Origin of the sequence: Dorea sp. AGR2135 (assembly GCF_000420885.1) — a bacterium.
Classification (GTDB): Bacteria; Bacillota; Clostridia; order Lachnospirales; family Lachnospiraceae; genus Dorea; species Dorea formicigenerans.
Genome location: NZ_ATVU01000008.1, coordinates 19,149 through 36,379 on the forward strand (window position 1 = coordinate 19,149; position 17,231 = coordinate 36,379).

At 40.2% G+C, this 17,231-nt stretch carries 23 protein-coding genes; 21 read left to right on the forward strand and 2 right to left on the reverse strand.

Going from position 1 to position 17,231, the window contains the following annotated elements:
• The first annotated feature begins 9 nt into the window (after positions 1–9).
• From G593_RS0106815 to G593_RS0106870, 12 genes are all read left to right on the forward strand, one after another.
• Positions 10–321, forward strand: a complete 312-nt coding sequence (locus G593_RS0106815) for an STAS domain-containing protein (protein WP_005332457.1) — start codon at positions 10–12, stop codon at positions 319–321.
• A complete protein-coding gene (spoIIAB, locus tag G593_RS0106820) occupies positions 322–777 on the forward strand; it encodes an anti-sigma F factor (RefSeq protein ID WP_029731205.1) in 456 nt (151 codons plus the stop codon).
• On the forward strand, positions 756–1,490 hold the full coding sequence (gene sigF / locus G593_RS0106825; RefSeq protein ID WP_029731206.1) for an RNA polymerase sporulation sigma factor SigF: 735 nt from the start codon (positions 756–758) through the stop codon (positions 1,488–1,490). Before spoIIAB ends, sigF begins: the two co-directional genes overlap by 22 nt.
• 128 nt (positions 1,491–1,618) lie before the next feature.
• On the forward strand, positions 1,619–1,924 hold the full coding sequence (locus tag G593_RS0106830; RefSeq protein ID WP_022278746.1) for a hypothetical protein: 306 nt from the start codon (positions 1,619–1,621) through the stop codon (positions 1,922–1,924).
• A complete protein-coding gene (locus G593_RS0106835; protein ID WP_029731208.1) occupies positions 1,911–2,585 on the forward strand; it encodes a stage V sporulation protein AA in 675 nt (224 codons plus the stop codon). Before G593_RS0106830 ends, G593_RS0106835 begins: the two co-directional genes overlap by 14 nt.
• Complete coding sequence (locus G593_RS0106840; RefSeq protein WP_029731209.1) at positions 2,545–2,967, forward strand: stage V sporulation protein AB; 423 nt, start codon at positions 2,545–2,547, stop codon at positions 2,965–2,967. Before G593_RS0106835 ends, G593_RS0106840 begins: the two co-directional genes overlap by 41 nt.
• A 108-nt stretch (positions 2,968–3,075) precedes the next feature.
• The gene (locus G593_RS0106845) at positions 3,076–3,534 is read left to right on the forward strand and encodes a SpoVA/SpoVAEb family sporulation membrane protein (protein WP_029731210.1); all 459 of its coding nucleotides are present in this window, start codon (positions 3,076–3,078) and stop codon (positions 3,532–3,534) included.
• Positions 3,535–3,754: 220 nt separating this feature from the next.
• Complete coding sequence (locus G593_RS0106850) at positions 3,755–4,069, forward strand: PadR family transcriptional regulator (protein ID WP_022278742.1); 315 nt, start codon at positions 3,755–3,757, stop codon at positions 4,067–4,069.
• A complete protein-coding gene (locus G593_RS0106855; protein ID WP_022278741.1) occupies positions 4,069–4,605 on the forward strand; it encodes a DUF2812 domain-containing protein in 537 nt (178 codons plus the stop codon). The genes G593_RS0106850 and G593_RS0106855 overlap by 1 nt, the downstream gene beginning before the upstream one ends.
• A 283-nt stretch (positions 4,606–4,888) precedes the next feature.
• The gene (locus G593_RS18465) at positions 4,889–5,215 is read left to right on the forward strand and encodes a helix-turn-helix domain-containing protein (RefSeq protein ID WP_022278740.1); all 327 of its coding nucleotides are present in this window, start codon (positions 4,889–4,891) and stop codon (positions 5,213–5,215) included.
• Position 5,216: 1 nt separating this feature from the next.
• Positions 5,217–6,341 (forward strand): AAA family ATPase, encoded by a 1,125-nt coding sequence (locus G593_RS0106865; protein WP_029731212.1) that lies wholly within the window; start codon positions 5,217–5,219, stop codon positions 6,339–6,341.
• Positions 6,338–7,078, forward strand: coding sequence for a DUF3226 domain-containing protein (locus tag G593_RS0106870; protein ID WP_022278738.1), 741 nt, complete (start codon positions 6,338–6,340; stop codon positions 7,076–7,078). Before G593_RS0106865 ends, G593_RS0106870 begins: the two co-directional genes overlap by 4 nt.
• A 59-nt stretch (positions 7,079–7,137) precedes the next feature.
• Here G593_RS0106870 and G593_RS0106875 read toward each other — a convergent pair whose 3' ends face one another.
• Positions 7,138–7,545, reverse strand: coding sequence for a hypothetical protein (locus G593_RS0106875; protein ID WP_022278737.1), 408 nt, complete (start codon positions 7,543–7,545; stop codon positions 7,138–7,140).
• Positions 7,546–7,894: 349 nt separating this feature from the next.
• Here G593_RS0106875 and G593_RS21105 point away from each other — a divergent pair, with 349 nt between their 5' ends.
• From G593_RS21105 to G593_RS0106890, 3 genes are all read left to right on the forward strand, one after another.
• The gene (locus G593_RS21105) at positions 7,895–8,029 is read left to right on the forward strand and encodes a hypothetical protein (RefSeq protein WP_005332445.1); all 135 of its coding nucleotides are present in this window, start codon (positions 7,895–7,897) and stop codon (positions 8,027–8,029) included.
• 408 nt (positions 8,030–8,437) lie between these two features.
• Positions 8,438–8,902 carry a DUF1653 domain-containing protein gene (locus tag G593_RS0106885; protein WP_022278735.1) on the forward strand — a complete coding sequence of 155 codons (465 nt, stop codon included), beginning with the start codon at positions 8,438–8,440 and terminating at the stop codon, positions 8,900–8,902.
• A gap of 20 nt (positions 8,903–8,922) precedes the next feature.
• Complete coding sequence (locus tag G593_RS0106890; RefSeq protein ID WP_049946466.1) at positions 8,923–9,138, forward strand: response regulator; 216 nt, start codon at positions 8,923–8,925, stop codon at positions 9,136–9,138.
• Here the strand turns inward: G593_RS0106890 and G593_RS0106895 are convergent.
• Positions 9,109–9,900 carry a YdcF family protein gene (locus G593_RS0106895; protein WP_029731214.1) on the reverse strand — a complete coding sequence of 264 codons (792 nt, stop codon included), beginning with the start codon at positions 9,898–9,900 and terminating at the stop codon, positions 9,109–9,111. The genes G593_RS0106890 and G593_RS0106895 overlap by 30 nt on opposite strands.
• 151 nt (positions 9,901–10,051) lie before the next feature.
• Between G593_RS0106895 and G593_RS0106900 the strand changes: the two genes are divergently transcribed.
• The 6 genes from G593_RS0106900 (at position 10,052) to G593_RS0106925 (ending at position 17,169) form a co-directional block, all read left to right on the forward strand.
• Positions 10,052–11,290 (forward strand): threonine/serine ThrE exporter family protein, encoded by a 1,239-nt coding sequence (locus G593_RS0106900; protein WP_029731217.1) that lies wholly within the window; start codon positions 10,052–10,054, stop codon positions 11,288–11,290.
• Positions 11,291–11,483: 193 nt separating this feature from the next.
• The gene (locus G593_RS0106905) at positions 11,484–12,497 is read left to right on the forward strand and encodes a stage V sporulation protein AD (protein WP_005339057.1); all 1,014 of its coding nucleotides are present in this window, start codon (positions 11,484–11,486) and stop codon (positions 12,495–12,497) included.
• Between the two features lie 44 nt (positions 12,498–12,541).
• Positions 12,542–12,898, forward strand: coding sequence for a stage V sporulation protein AE (spoVAE, locus tag G593_RS0106910; protein ID WP_005332426.1), 357 nt, complete (start codon positions 12,542–12,544; stop codon positions 12,896–12,898).
• 515 nt (positions 12,899–13,413) lie between these two features.
• Positions 13,414–14,184, forward strand: coding sequence for an ABC transporter ATP-binding protein (locus tag G593_RS0106915; RefSeq protein ID WP_044994217.1), 771 nt, complete (start codon positions 13,414–13,416; stop codon positions 14,182–14,184).
• A 32-nt stretch (positions 14,185–14,216) separates the two neighbouring features.
• Positions 14,217–15,776 (forward strand): COG1361 S-layer family protein, encoded by a 1,560-nt coding sequence (locus G593_RS0106920; protein ID WP_029731219.1) that lies wholly within the window; start codon positions 14,217–14,219, stop codon positions 15,774–15,776.
• The gene (locus G593_RS0106925) at positions 15,733–17,169 is read left to right on the forward strand and encodes an ABC transporter permease (RefSeq protein WP_029731220.1); all 1,437 of its coding nucleotides are present in this window, start codon (positions 15,733–15,735) and stop codon (positions 17,167–17,169) included. Before G593_RS0106920 ends, G593_RS0106925 begins: the two co-directional genes overlap by 44 nt.
• Positions 17,170–17,231 lie beyond the last annotated feature (62 nt).

Sequence of the window (17,231 nt, forward strand, 5' to 3'; positions counted from 1 at the left end):
GGCCGAAAATTGAAATATCAAGTACAGGAAAACTGTCTCACAATTTTTCTCCCCCACGAACTGGATCACCACAATGCGGAGGAAATCCGCCGGGAATCCGACCATCTGATCATACGAAATCATATCCGTTACATCATATTTGATTTTGCGGAGACAGATTTTATGGACAGTTCGGGGATTGGAATGATCATGGGACGTTACAGACAGATTTATATGCTGGGCGGAGAAATCTGTGCAGCCCACGCAAATGAGCGTGTCAAAAAAATATTAACCATGTCCGGTGTGACAAAAATAATGGAAATCATAGAGGAGGATCAGTAAATGGATCACACGAATGAAATGCAACTTATCTTCGACAGTCGTTCCAGCAATGAATCATTTGCCAGGGTGACGGTAGCAGCATTTATGACATCGCTTAATCCGACAGTGGAGGAAGTATCTGATGTAAAAACAGCAGTGTCGGAAGCTGTGACAAATGCAATCATACATGGATATGAAGGAGAAGTACATAATATCTGTATCCGGTGCAGAACGAAAGAACAGACGCTTTTTGTGGAAATTGAAGATTATGGAAAAGGTATCGAAGATGTTGAAAAGGCAATGGAACCACTTTTTACAACAAAAGCGGAAGCGGAACGATCCGGCATGGGGTTTTCCTTTATGGAAGCATTTATGGACAGTCTGGAAGTGGAATCAACGCTGGGCAAAGGGACACTTGTAAAAATGTCGAAAATCATCGGAAAAGGAAGGAAAATATGGACCACACAATCGCTCTGATTCAGAGATCCCACGAAGGAGATGAAGAAGCAAGAGCACGATTGGTGGAGGAAAATGCAGGACTTGTCTGGTGTATAGTGAAACGTTTCTATAACCGGGGTGTGGAAACGGAAGATTTATTTCAGATTGGAAATATCGGTCTGATTAAAGCAATCGACAAATTTGACCTGAGCTACGATGTGAAATTTTCAACTTACGCTGTGCCGATGATTTCCGGTGAAATCAAACGTTTCTTACGGGATGACGGCATGATAAAAGTCAGCCGTTCTTTAAAAGAACTGGCGTACAAAGCATATTTGTTGAAAGAAGATTTACAGAATCAGTGGGGGCGTGAACCGACTGTGGGCGAACTTTCAGAGCGTCTGGGAGTCGAGCAGGAGGAATTGGTCATGGCACTGGATGCAGGCGGAGACGTCGAGTCCTTGCATAAACCTATTTATCAAAAAGACGGACAGGAAATCCGTCTCATGGACAAGCTTGAGGAAAAGAGCGAAGAACATGAGCAGGTTCTGAATCATATAGTTCTGACGGAACTTCTTGGAGTGTTGAATCAGGACGAAAAAAGACTCATTTATCTGCGCTATTTTGCGGAGCAGACCCAGTCCCAGGTCGGACGCGAGCTTGGAATTTCACAGGTTCAGGTCTCAAGAATGGAAAAGAAAATACTCGGACAGCTTAAAAATGCATATTTTCATGGAAAGCCGACATACTAACATTTAAATAAAGAGTTTCGCAAATATTTCATTTAGCATAGGGAAAGAGTCGACGATAACTGCAATGGATCCAGTGTGGAAATGAATGGAACTATGGCGAAAGAAAGTGTAAGAAAGGTGTGAAAAATGTGCAGGAACAATTAGAAAAAGCGAGAAAAAGACTCAGAATCTGCCTCATTGCAGTAGTGATTCTGGCAATAGTGGCAGGCTGTGCGTATTATTTTGGCGATTTTGGCAAAGAGCGAGACGTGACGGAAGGAACGCTGGTGAGAGGCGCGCAAGATGCACAGGGAGATGTAAGGGTTCTATATAGCTCCAATACGACTAAGATAGATACATCTATGCCATATAGTGAAAATATGTCAAAGACTGAGGACTGGGGACGGAATTTAACAGCTGGGGTGTCGGGAGGTTCTGTATATGACTGCCAGTAAAGAGACTGTTTATATAAAGGCAGACCGTAATGTAGAAGTCACGGATCCGTGTGTAAAATTAGGGGATATTCTGTCCATGGAATGTGCAAATCCGACAGTTCTGCCGAAGCTTAAGACAATCAAACTTCTGCGGTTTCATGGAGTTGATAAAAAGACACAAAATCGTGTCGCGGTTTCCATTTTGAAAGTTATCGAATGTATACATGCAGAATATCCGGAGATTGAAGTTCAGAATCTGGGTGAGCAGGACTTTATCATCACTTATGAGGAACAGCAAAGCGTGGGCGGTGTCTGGCACATTTTAAAAACAAGTCAAGTTGTACTGATTAGTTTTATGGGGGCGGCGTTTTCCATTATGGCATTCAATAATGACGTCGGTGTGACAAAAATGTTCAGTCAGATTTATGAACTGGTAACAGGAACAAAAAGTGATGGATTTACAGTGCTGGAATTTACGTACAGTATCGGAATTGCCATTGGAATTCTGACATTTTTCAATCATTTTGGAAAGAGGAGATTTTCCGTAGATCCAACTCCGATAGAAGTGGAAATGCGTCTGTATGAGAATGATCTTCAGACGACTTTGATTGAAAACATTTCCAGAAAGGAGCAGGAATTAGATGTGGGCACAAAATATCCTACTGGCAGTCATCGGTCTTAGTGCAGGTGTGATCGTAGCCAGCGGACTTTTTTCATTTGTCATTGAATTAGGTGTTGTGTCCGATTTTGCAGACCGCACCCACACAGGCGAACACATTTTGCTCTACGAGGACAGCGTGGCGCTGGGTGGAATACTGGCGAATATTTTCTGGGTGTTTCACATATCCATACCCGGTGGGAATATATTGGCAGCAGTGTTCGGGATTCTTAGTGGAATATTTGTGGGATGCTGGGCGATGGCACTTGCAGAAATGTTGAATGTATTTCCAATCTTCATCCGGCGTATGAAGATCATAAAAAGCGTACCATATCTCATACTTGGAATCGCAGTCGGAAAGACTGTGGGTGCGCTTTTGTTTTTTGCAAATCACTGGGGACAGTAATAATGCCGAGGCATTCTTGAAAGAATACTTTGCCGTTCAAAGGCAGGGACGAATCGAAAAAAGCGTTCATTGACAGGAAAGTCATGTGGAAAAAGAAAGGAGAGGAACATGGATAAACAAAAGCAACAGGAAGCATATAAGAATTACGTCAAGCAGAAGACGCCGGTACACAATCTGCCACTCAATATGCTCAAAGCATTTATTACAGGAGGCATTATCTGCACAATTGGACAGGGCATTTTGAATTATTGCAGGCACCTTGGAATAGAAAAAGACATCAGCGCAGGCTGGACTTCCATGATTCTGATTCTCTTAAGCGTCTTGCTCACTGGATTTAACATTTATCCGCAGATCGCAAAATGGGGCGGCGCAGGAGCGTTGGTTCCGATTACCGGATTTGCGAACTCCGTGGCGGCACCGGCAATTGAATATCAGAAAGAAGGACAGGTCATGGGAATCGGCTGCAAGATATTTACCATAGCAGGTCCGGTGATATTATATGGAATCTTTTCAAGCTGGGTACTTGGAGTGGGGTATTGGATATGGAAGATTTTGAAAGTGGTGTGAAAAATTTTTTAGATAGCGGACAGCAAGTCTCCAAAAGGAGCCGATAAAGGAGCTAAAAAAGAGCCAAAAAGGAGCCAAAAGGGAGCCGATAAGAGAAGTGTAAAAAGATGATAAGTTATGGGGAGTAGAAATGCTCCTCGTTTTTTTATTGACACATATATCACGGTGCGATATACTAACTATATCGAAGTACAATGTATCGCACTGAAAGGATTGAATTATGGACGCACATATTAAAAAGGTTTATGTTCCGATGACGGAGACAGGGTTTTACATCTTGTTATGCCTGCGCTCTCCGAATCACGGGTATGGAGTTGTACAGAAGGTAAGAGAAATGACAGACAATGAAGTGGTACTCGGTCCGGGAACCATGTATGGAAGTTTGGCAAAGATGGAAAAGGACGGATTGATTGAATTCGTAAGAGAGGAAGATAAGCGCAAGATTTATCAGATTACGGAGCTTGGGATGGAAGTACTGGAACTGGAGCTGAAACGGATTCAAAGATTGTATCGCAACGCACAGGAGGTATTGTAATGAGTGAGACAAAAAAGGAACTTCGCTGGTTTTCAATTATGGATTATGAAAAAGAAGCCCGTTATCTGAGCAGAATGCATCAGAAAGGCTGGAAATTCAAAAGAGTAACAATGCCTGGAATCTATACATTTGAAAAATGCGAGCCTGAGAAAGTGATCTATCAGTTGGATTATAATCAGGAAGGCATGAAAAACCAGATGGAATATGTGAAAATGTTTGAAGACTGCGGCTGGGAGTATCTTCTGGAATTTGCAGGATACAGTTATTTCAGAAAACCGGAAGCACAGATGTCCAGGGAAGAAGAGATATTCTGCGATGATGAATCGAGACTGGATATGATGAACCGGATCTTCCGGGGAAGAGTAATTCCACTGATTGTGATTTTCTGCTGTTTGGTTGTGAATGGATACAATGCTATGGCAGGACACGGAGGATATGTACTTGCAAGTGTGTTTAGCATATTAATGATTTTGTACATTGTTACCTTTTTACAATTCACATTAAAATACATCTCATTTCGACGGAAGATAAAGTAGATGTATATTATATTGATTTAAAAGTTAAACTGTTTAGTATATATCAATTATCGGGATAAGAGAATTTATACAAATGAATTGATAAGAAGGTGAAATTTCCCACACGTTTCTAGGAAAATAATTTAAAAAATATGTTATATATAACAATTTTATTGCGAAAAATCATAGAATATGTTATATATGACAATATAGAATAAGAAGGAAAGAATATGCTACATATAACATAATTTGGCTTGAATTGAATAAAATATGTTATTATTAACATAAAAAGGAGATTGATATTATGGACAGCGAGGATATGAATTCTATATTTGAGCAAATCAAAAATATAAGAAAACCTAATGCAAAATTAACAAAAGAAAATCAAGAAAATGAAAAAGACGATTTAAAAGATGTATTAAGTGGAGTAACGGAAGAGATTCAGCGGGTTTTGAAAGAAAATAATTTTACGCAAGAAGATTTATGCCGAATTACAAATATGTCACAATCGAATATTAGCAAAATACAAAACGGTAAAGTAGTTCCAAGAATAGAAACATTGCAGAAAATTGCTAATGCTACACACACAAAGCTTATAATTAGCTTTGAGAGTATAGAAGGAGAAGTGTAAAATGGCGAATATTAATTCAATTGAAATAAATCAATTCAGAGGAATCAGGCAATTAACTATTTCAAACTTTTCAAAGATTAATCTTATTGTAGGTGATAACAATAGTGGAAAAACTACGTTTCTGGAGGCTGTTCAGTTATTGTTTGCCAAGTCACAGCTTAGTTCTGTAAAAAAAATTATAAAACAGAGAACAGTACTTAATGTTAGTGAGAGTAGTTTTTATACTTCTTTTATAAAAATGTTCAATGTGAATCAAGAAAGTGAATTATTAGATTTTGATATTTATGCAGTCAGTAATAATGGACCAATTAGATTTGAAATGAGGGGACGTGAAAGAACTATTTCGGGAGAAGAAGCTCTTCAAATGTCGACAATGTCATTGGGGCAAAAAGCTCATTATAAAAAAGAGTCAACAGTTGTTCCGGAAACAGCCAAGTTATTTTCGGGAAGCATTATAAGTCAAAATGGCAAAAAGCCGATAGAGAAGGATATTCATTTTACTTCTTTAGACAATGTAAGTGTAGGTCCTGTGATTAAAAGGGAAGTTCAATATATTCCATCATTTGGACATTTACGATATGATCTCTTGAAAAATTTTGTAGATAATCCAGAATATAAAAAGTTAGCTATTAGCATTTTGAAGCAATTTGATGATTCTATAGTTGATATTTGTTATACAAAGGCTGATGATGGTTGTTTTTTAGAATCAATTATCACAGCAGATGGGATAAATATGCCTTTTTCGGTATATGGCGATGGAGTAAAAAAAATACTTTATATTTTGAATAAATTATTCGATGCAACGGACTCAATTTTGTTAATTGACGAAATAGAGACAGGATTGCATAAAAAGTATTATGATAGATTATTTCCTGTTGTATTTGAATTGGCTAAGAAACTTAATGTTCAATTATTTATAGCAACTCATAGCATGGAAGCGATTGATGCAATATTATCATATGGAAATTATGAAAATGATAGTAATGACACTGAACCAATCAGGGTCATCACTTTAAAGAAAGTTTATTCAAATGATGATAAGGGAAGCAATGTAGTTGCGAGAAATGTAGCTGGTAAATATGTGTACGATAATAGAAAAGCATTTGAATTTGAGGTGCGCCTATGATGATTGAATTAATGCTTGTTGAAGGTGTATCAGATGTGCAGTTAATTAGCTATTATTTACAAAATGTATATGGTTGGAAACATGAAAAAAAGAATGATTTGAGGCTGGAACCACTTGACGGACATGATCATATAGAGAGTCTTTCAAAAGGGGAAAATCAACTTATTTTATGTGGGGTAGGGGGAAATGGCAGGTTTGCACATTTTATAGAAAAACATCGAATAAATAGCATAATAATTGAGCGAGAAATTTCTTCTGTGATGGTTGTGACAGATCGAGATGAAGATTCAATTTCAAAAATTAGAAGAAGAATAAATGACTTATTTGAGAATATATCATATAGAGCAGGTGAGTGGATTAATAATGAAATAAAAGATTCGTTTGGACAACCAAAACAAATAGATACATATCTCTTAATTGTACCAATGGATAAAAAAGGTGCATTGGAAAATGTAATAATTGATGCTTTAAGAGATATACCAGAAGAAAAGGCATTAATAGAAGAAGTAATTGGATTTATTGACTCGCTAAAAGAAGAGGTAGTTCCAGAACTATCTCGAATCAATAGCGCAAATAAGGCTACAGTAGGAACATTTTTCAGCGTTAGAGATCCCAAACATGCTATGAGGTCATTTGCAACATATGTGTCTAAAATTGATTGGTCGAAATCAGAATCATTAAATGAGATGTTTTTGCCGTTTATGGACTTGGGAACAACAAAAGAATTGTATATGTAAGTAAATGTGGCATGCGTTGCACAAGGTTTATACATAGACTAGGGGGAAGTAAGATTTTCTTACTTCCCCCTAATTTCATATGCATATATTCTGTACAAAAATACTGAAAGCAGCATTGCACCGAATGGAATACAGTATGACGAATTCGTATACACCCAAAGGAAAAGATTTGTCATAATACTGCCTGTTACAAGTAATAAAAGCGCCGGTAAAGCAAGAAAAATTAATTCCTCAATAATTTTGAAATTTTTCATATTGCATAGGAAAAGCATGAGCAGAAATGCAACCACATAGTAGATTGCATGCAGTCCATTTCCTAAATACATAATAATTGTTGCCTTCGGGGAATCAAAAAGTTCCCATAAGTGATTCTCATAGATTTTCAATTGTGATGTCGCAAAATAGTGAAGTACAAAGCTTAATATCAATCCACAATACAGTCCCCAAAATCGAAATCGATCTTTCATTGCATGTCCTCCTTGTATAATTTGTGTAAATGAATTGAAAATATTTCCCTGTGTCATGAATTTTAGTTGTGAACCTTTTTTGAGTATTGAAATATCTTCTTTTATTTATTGAATTATCAGTATCTTCAGAATACTATGAAAAAGATAGATTGTCTTATTTTCACGCGTTGATTGTTTTCCCATAATTTATATAAATCCTTTATCAAAATTTGTGATGAGCCCATATTTCCCGAAATACGCGGAATATCAATATTTATTACTCTTTATTGAATATGTATCATCATGTCTTAAGTTATTATACTGGAATCATCGAAAGACAGCAAGAACAAGTAATTAAGGCGGTGTGTAAATGAATGCAGAACACAGAATACGGCTGATACGGGTGATAGAAAAAATAGAGAAAAATCCAAAGTTCAGCAAAAAAATTGGTATCAAAGATAAGACAAAAGAAAAATTACAGGAAAGACGAGGAGTAAGAGTATGAAGAAAAAATTAAGATTGGATTTGTGGTGTTAGTTTTCATTGTGGTAAGCGTATGTGGAGTGTCTGTTTACAGGCATTTCACAGCGCCGAAAAAGGAAAGTGTTCCACTTGAGACGGTGATTCGGAATTCATCGGATCTGATAACGCAGAAAATGTAGTACACAGCCTGTATGATAACATTGTAGATGGAAGAAAAATTGTGGTAGAGTTTAAGTAAAAAAAAAAAATCCCCTTGTTTTGTGGTAAAATTACGATATATAATGTCAGCACGAAGAACAAAGTAATTTGCAGGCATTGTAATGTAAAATTGAGCTACAAAATAAAGGGATTTTTTTCGTGAATAAATTTTTCAATCATTACTGGATTATGGTTGTGGAATTAAAGATTGATGAAAAAAGGAGATTAAAATATGCCAAGAGTAAGAATTATTAAGAAAAATGATGAGTATTCTTCCGAGTACGACTTGGGAGATATTTTTGAAATCACAGGAACCTGGTACGGTGGTGTACACATTGAGGGAAAATCCGGGGTTCCGGTTTCGTTGGACAAGGATGAATATATGGAACTGGACACAGAACCACAGGAGCAAAAAAATCCGGCAGTAGGAGAAGTGCCGGAGCGGGACATTCTTGTAGGAGATATTGTGCAGCATTTTAAACGGGAGTGGGTGTCTTCTGAAACTTCGGAATACTTATACAAGGTTCTGGCATTTGCGCAGCATACGGAGACGGGAGAGAAGCTGGTCGTTTATCAGGGGATGTATCCGCCGTTCAAGATATGTGCCAGACCGTATGATATGTTTATGAGTGAGGTGGATCAGGAAAAATATCCAAAGATCCGGCAAAAATACCGATTTGAAAAAATAAAATTGTAGGAGAGCAGCGCCAGAGAAGCGTGGATATTCAGATGCCGGTCATGGATGGCTACATGGCAACGAAAAAGATCCGAAGTCTGGAAGATTCGGATCTTGCAAATATTCCAATTATTGCACTTTCTGCAAATGCATTTGAGGAAGACAGAAAAGCATCGACCGATGCCGGAATGAATGGACATCTGGCAAAACCGGTCAATGTATCAGAATTATTGAAAATGCTTTGTAAGTTGTTTTAGGAGAAATTTGATTTCTGCAAAATATTCCCGGAACATATTGTTCGGCAGATATACTTTCGTGGAGCCGCAGGAAATACCGTAAGCGTTTGGTATCTTCTGCGCCCGCGCAATCTGCATAGCGCGGAACATATGAAAATCATTGGTCAAAATTCCAACGGTATTCGTTGTGTTGCTATCCAGTGCGTGATTTATCGTATCTGCAGAAATCAGTTTCATGCTGTTAGTCAGATTCTGGGCAGTGGTGGTTGATTTATCCTCCAGAATAATGCGCCCGGAATCAATTCCGCGCTTCACCAGATAATCTGCCATGCAGCTTGCCTCTGTAAGGGGTTCGTTTGATCCCTGGCCTCCGGTGACAATGCATCGGGTTTCCGGATTTGCAGACAGATATTCATAAGCCTTGTCCAGTCGAAATTTTAGAACCGGGCTTGGACCATTTTTATAGACTTGTGCACCTAACACGATAAGATAGTCCAGATTATCAGGACCCGCTACATGCATCTGGCTTATGATTAGTCCTTCAATAATAAGGAAAGATGCCAGACAACCGGCCAATATAATGACAATTCCTTTTTTTAGAATATCAGGAAACATTTTCCATAGATTAAAATGAATTCCAATAGCAACGCATATAAAAAAGACAGCCAGAACGAACCAGACTGCGAAAAATGCTGTACCAGAGCCAATAGCGCGGACTGCAATGCCGTATGTGCCACATACTAAAGCCAGTATAATGCATAAAAGAAATAAAAAAGTGTGCATGTAAATGATAAACCTTTCTACAAATTTATTTACATTCTATCATAGATTGGTAAGAAATACTACCTTTTTACATTGTATCGAAAATAGGAAAGCTTTATAATGGAACGATAGAAATTCGAATGATAAATGTTGATAAAAAGGGGATAAGCAGATGGATTACAACCTGATTGTGCAGGAAATATTAAATATTGGAGAAGAGCTGTTGAAAAGCGGGGCAGAAATATTTCGTGTGGAGGACAGTCTGTATCGCATGTGCAGAAGTTATGGATTTGTGCGAAGTGATGTCTATGCTTCGCAGATCAATATTCAAATGACGGTGGAGACGCCCGAAGGAGAGATTATCACACAGATCCGTTATATTGAAATGACAAGTCCTCATTATGATAAACTGGATCAGCTTAATAACTTGTCCAGATATATTTGTGCCAATACTCCGGAACAGGCAGAGATTCATGAACGTTATGAAAAAATTGCAAAAAGTAAAGTACTTGCATTTCCACTTATGGTGCTGGCACAGATTGTAAGTGGAACTTCATTTGCAATTTTTTTCGGAGGAGGACGAAATGATGCGATTGTAGCCGTTTTTGCTTCAGCTGCAATGGCACTTACCGGATACTGGATTGGAAAACAGGAAAAGAATCCGATGATCTATAATCTAGTTCTCGCATTTGTAACAGAGATGGTGATACTTTTAGCAGAAAAAATGGGAATTGCAATTCATTCGGATCGTATTATGATCGGGATTGTCATGGTGCTGATCAGTACCCTTGGCGTGATCAATGGACTGCGTGATGTTGTTCAGAGAAACTTTACTTCCGGAACTCTGGAGATTATGAATTCTGTGCTTGGAGCCCTCGGAATTGCATTTGGAATTGCTTTAGCAATGAAAATGTTGCATGGCGGTGGAAATGCGGGAGGAGCAGTGCTAAACTCCAATATATTTGTGCAGGCGGTTTCGGTATCAGTCGGAAGTATCGGACTGGCTGGAATTTATCAGATACGTGGCAAAAAAGTTATTTATTCAGGAATCGGAGCATTTCTGACATGGACAGTCTATCTGATCGTGAGACAATTCGGCGGCAGTTATTTGTTCGGAATGCTTCTGGCATCTGTATTTGTGGGAATGTATGCATTTGTAATGGCCAGAATAAATAAAGCGCCGTCCACAATCTTTCTGACAGCATCTGTATTTCCGCTGATGCCGGGAGCCAATCTTTATTATATGATGTACGGCTGTGTGAAGCAGAACATGGCGCTTGCCATAGAACATATGATTCTCCTGGTGGAGACCTGTCTGATGATCGTATTTGGATTTTTACTTGTGGATATTGTATCGAGAATCGTGATGCGAATTTTGGGACAGGAATATCATATTGGAAAGAATCAATAATGGAGAAAAAATAATCGGATCAGGGGAATATTTTGCCAGAAAAAGAAACATACTAATTTCATGTTGAAAATATGAGAACAGGCAGATGCCATGTGCTGCATGCCATTGCGAGATATTGCATGACATGCATTTGGCAGTAAGAATGTCGAGGCTGTTCTTGTATTCTTTGAAAAAGAAAAGGGAGTTGGAATACATGAAATTAGTAAAAGGAGCGCAGAGTATAGCATATGACCGGGCGCCTTATCTTATCAGCAGTGCAGCTGTTGTCGGGAAAAAAGAAGGGGAAGGGCCGATTGGAGAAATGTTTGACCTGGTCGGAGAAAGTGATTTGTTTGGAGAAAATACGTGGGAGGAAGCGGAGAGCACGATGCAAAGGGAAGCCTGTCTGCTTGCCATGGGAAAGGCGCATGTCAGCCAGAATCAGGTACGGTATCTGTTTGGTGGGGATCTTCTAAGACAGGGGATTGCAACGAGCATGGGAGTGGAAAAACTGCAGATTCCGATGTTCGGGCTTTACGGGGCGTGTTCAACATCGGGAGAAGCATTGGCATTGGCATCTATGAGTGTGGCAGCAGGATATGGCGAATATATACTTGCAGTGACCTCCAGTCATTTTGGAAGTGCGGAAAAAGAATTTCGTTTTCCACTAAGTTATGCGAATCAAAGACCATTGTCTGCCCACTGGACTGTGACTGGAAGTGGAGCGTTTCTTGTGGGGAAAAAGGAGAGCCATGTGAGGATAAGTGGTCTGACAGTGGGAAAAATTGTGGATTACGGGCTGAAAGATTCGCAGAACATGGGAGCGTGTATGGCGCCGGCGGCCTGTGATACGATCTGGCAGAATTTACAGGATTTTGGAAGATCGCCGGAAGATTATTCCCGGATCATTACAGGAGATCTCGGATATGTGGGACAGAGCATTCTTTTTGATCTGCTGCTTGAAAAAGGTTATGATATCCGTGGAAAACACCTGGACTGTGGTATGACGATCTTTGATCAGCAGACCCAGGACACCCATGCAGGAGGCAGCGGATGCGGGTGCGCGGCAACGGTACTTTCAGCATACATTCTTCCCAAAATCGAACGGGGAGAATGGGAACGTGTGTTGTTTGTGCCTACCGGAGCACTCATGTCTACGGTCAGCTACAACGAAGGTGCAAGTGTGCCGGGGATTGCCCACGCGATTGTGTTGGAGCATGAAGCTTAGAATATAAGTAGATCTTTGGTTTTCGAAATGGAGAGGAGACAGATATGGATTATATAAAAGCATTTATTATAGGCGGAATCATCTGTGCTCTGACGCAGATCCTGCTGGATAGGACAAAGCTAATGCCAGGGCGTATCATGGTACTTCTAGTGTGCAGCGGGGCAGTTCTTGGAGCGATTGGAATCTATCAGCCATTCCAGGATTTTGCCGGAGCTGGTGCGAGCGTACCATTGTGTGGGTTTGGGAACCTTCTTTGGAAAGGGGTCCAAGATGCTGTAGATCAGGAAGGATTCATCGGAGTGTTCCTGGGAGGATTCAAAGCCAGTGCAGTCGGTATCAGCGCAGCATTAATATTCGGATATCTCGCATCATTGATATTCAGTCCTAAAATGAAAAGATGACTTTTTATATCGCTCAGATTAGACAGGATTTTCTATGCCTGCTGCGTCATATATTACAGTTTTCTCCGCAAACTCGCCAAAAGGCAGGCTCAGACAGTGCTCCGAAAACTGAATTATACTCGCAGGCATAACGAAAATCCTGCCATTAATCCTCGCGATGTAGAAAGTTCAGGCGGAAGTTGTGTGCGGGGACTTGGTGTGCTCGTTCTTGCGAAAGCCTCACTATAGTCACCAAGAAACTGTATTTTATGAGGCAGAAAGTCTGTTTAATATTTTGAGAGAGTAAGTGAGTGTTAGCTTATAGAGGAAATTTTAATGAGGAAGGAGAGGGAGAAACAGTATAATATATCTTCCTGACAAATTAAACATGAAACATAAAAATTAAGAAATACTTCATAATTTCTACCGGAAGTATTTCTTTTTTTATGTTTTAATGAACGTATGTAATATATAATTGAGAAAATCTGTATAACAATGTATATAAAGGAATAAAACATAAAAAAGAGGGAGGGTATATGGAAAAAGTCATAGAGGTAAAGAATCTGTATAAACTCTACCGCGTGGGTGATGAAGTCGTGCGTGCCTTAGATGGCGTAGACTTTAATATTTATAAGGGCGAGTTCTGCGCGATTGTCGGAACATCAGGATCTGGTAAATCGACCCTTCTGAATATGCTGGCAGGGCTTGAAAAACCGACAAAAGGCGAGGTCATCATCAGCGGCGAGCATATCGAAAAGAAGAACGAAGAAGAGTTGGTAAAGTTCCGGCGGGACAATGTAGGATTTATCTTTCAGTCTTTCCACCTGCTGGGGACTATGAATGCAGTGGAAAATGTAGCGTTGCCGTTGAGCTTTCGAGGAGTCCCGAAAGAGGTAAGATTAAAAAAAGCGGATAAGATGCTGGATCTTGTAAATCTTGGAAAACATAAGAAACATATGCCAAACCAGATGTCTGGCGGACAGCAGCAGCGAGTCGGTGTAGCGAGAGCGCTTGTGGTAGATCCGAAGATTATTTTTGCGGATGAACCAACGGGAAATCTGGATTCCCACACATCGGAAGAGGTCATGAAACTGATGCAGCAGGTAGTAAGGCAGCAGAAGAAAACATTAGTTATGGTAACTCACGATAATCATCTCGCGACCTATGCGGACAGAGTGTTCCATATCAGTGACGGTAAGATCATCAAGATAGAAGATCATCGGTCAGGAACTGAACATACAGAAGATAGAGATAAAGCGATTTCGGGAAATATGAATCCACAAGATACAGAGTATTTAAAAAGATAGAAAGAATGGGAGTAGTAAGGAGGAACAGGAAAATGACAAAATCAAGGAGAGTAATGGCAGTCATTGTAGCGGCACTTTTGATTGCTGCGATGATATTACCGGGGCTGGCGGTGAAAGCAGAGGCGGCAGAAAAGCCGAAAGTTAAAGTATCTTTAGTTGGGGATAATCAGACGTTTGAAGCCGGGGAGACAAAAACACTTACAGTACAAATAACTAATAATAGTGGGCAGAAATTGAACAATGTAGAAGTGGCGCCGGATATGAGCAAGAAAAAAGCAGGTGACTGGCCATTTGAAAAAGACTGGAAACAGTACTCTGAGAAAATAGACAGTGTTGCAGATGGTGAGTCTAAAAGTGTTTCCTTTGATTTTACAAGACGAGAGGGAGCAAAGAGAAATAGTTATACGATTCCATTTTCCGTGTATGTGCAAGGCATCGACGGTGCAATTGTAACAGATTCAATATTTGTTTACGCAAAAAATGAAACTGTAACGCCAGAACCGACACCGGGAGATAATTCTCAAAACCAAGGTGATGCAGGAAATGGCGGCGGTTCGGGAAGTGGTTCTGCTGATGGAGGTGCTATGACAGCTTCTGTTGGCAATGACGAGCCGGCAGTCTACAGTGGTGGCGGCAGTGGAAGCAGTGGAAGCAGTTCCGATGGATCTGTACCGAGAGTTATCGTAACAGGGTTTGATACCAATCCGGCAGAGGTGCATGCAGGAAGTGATTTTACACTGACGATTCATTTGAAAAATACATCGAAGAAAACAAAAGTCCAGAATATGTTGTTTGAGCTGCAAGCTCCGACGGAAGGTAGTGATGAGCAGACAAGTGCGCCGGCATTTCTGCCAACTTCCGGTTCGAATTCTATTTATCTTGATGGAATTAAAGCTGACGGTACCGCAGATATTTCTATTACATTGAATGCGAAAGCGAATCTGCTGCAGAAGCCTTACAGCATTAATTTGAGCATGAAGTACGAAGGTTCACAGGCAACTCAGATTGAGTCTTCCTCATCGATCTCTATTCCGGTAAAACAGGACGCAAGGTTCGAATTCAGCGAATTTGAAATCAGCCCTCAGACCATTGAGGTCGGCGGCGAGGCAAATGTTATGTGCAGTCTTTATAATCTGGGAAGAATTAAACTGTATAATGCAAAAGCCAGATTTGAAGGAAATGGAATCAAAAAACAGGAGATTTTCATCGGAAATGTGGAAGCTGGTGCAACCGGTTCTATTGATGCCATGCTGAAAGGCGAAAAAGTGACGAATGGAAATTCTAAGATTACCATGACTCTTTCTTATGAAGATGAATCGGGAAATATATCTGAAACTACGAAGGATTTTGAGCTGGAAGTCACTGAAGCAGTAGATGACTCTGATATGCATATGAATACAGACGGTGATGTAGAGGCAGGCAGCAGCGGATTTCCGGTTGTTCCGGTCGTAGTTGTAATCGCGATCATAGCCGGTGCAGTGGCAGCAGTAGTATTTGTAAAGAAAAAGAAGAAAAAGCAGATGTTAAATGAAGAGGAGGAGCTGCTGGATGAGTTGGATAGATCTTCTGAGGATGAGCGCGAGCAACCTTAAGAGACGAAAGCTTCGTACATTTCTTACGGTGCTCGGAGTCGTCATCGGAACAGCATCTATCGTAGTTATGGTGTCTCTTGGACTTGGACTTCAGAAATCAGTCTATGATGAGATGGAGCAGTCAGGGGGACTTACGACTATAAACGTAACGGGCAGCGGATCTGTCGGAGATGGGATGATGCATTCATCGAACTCCGATAAATCCGATAAATCCGATAAATCCGATGAGGCAAGCAAATATATTGATGACAATTGTGTGAAAAAATTCGGTGAGCTGGAACATGTAAAAGCAGCAGCACCAATCTATGAAACATCCGCAATTTGTCTGAAAGGGAAATATGAAGGATATATTTCCCTGTACGCAAGTACACCGGAGGGCTTGAGAATGAGAGATATCAAGCTGGCAGATGGAGGAACTCTTCCAAAATCCGGGACTGGAAAGCTGGAGCTGGTTTATGGTAACAATGTTCTGGCCAATTTCAGTGAGAGAGGAAATAATTCATCAGGATATTGGGAGACAGGAGAACTTCCGGACATTGATCTGATGAAGGATTCTATGTTTATGATCCTGGATCAGGATGCTTATTACAACAGGCAGAGTTCCGGTGGGCTTCAGGGCGATGCAGGAACTGACGGAAATGGAACATCCAATGTTCCGAAGTCAGCCAAGAAACATATTGTAACTGCCAGTGGCGTTGTGGCAGGAGGCGTTGACGATTATAATGTGAATTCCTACTATGTATTCTGTGATCTGGATACATTAAAACAGATTATGAAAAAGGAATTCAAAGGAAGAGTGATTCCGGGGCAGCCGTCTACAAAGTCAGGGAAAGCCTACAAAGAATTCTATTATTCTTCAGCGCAGGTCAAAGTAGATGATATGAGTAATGTCAATGATGTGGCAAAACAGATCCGCGAGATGGGATATAATGTAGAGACGAATGTTGAATATATGGACAGCATGAAAAAGCAGATGGCAGTGATCCAGGCAGTGCTTGGTGGAATCGGAGCGATTTCCCTGATTGTTGCAGCAATCGGAATTGCAAATACGATGATGATGTCCATATATGAGAGAACAAAAGAGATCGGAGTCATCAAAGTACTTGGCTGCAGTCTGAAAAACATTAAGCAAATGTTTCTGATTGAAGCAGCATTTATCGGACTCCTCGGTGGAATAGTCGGAAATATGGTGAGCTTTGTAATGTCTGGTGCAATCAATATGGTAACAGCACAAAGCTCGGCACTGGGAGTAGAAGGAAATATTTCTTATATTCCGGTATGGCTGGTGCTTATTTCTCTTGGATTTGCGATGCTGGTCGGAATGGTGGCGGGATATTTCCCGGCGCTTCGGGCAATGAGACTGAGTCCGCTTGCGGCAATCCGCAGTGAATAAAGTAAGCAAGAACAGGTGAAAAGGGGACAGGTGAAAAAATCACCTGTCCCAAAGTCTTTTAT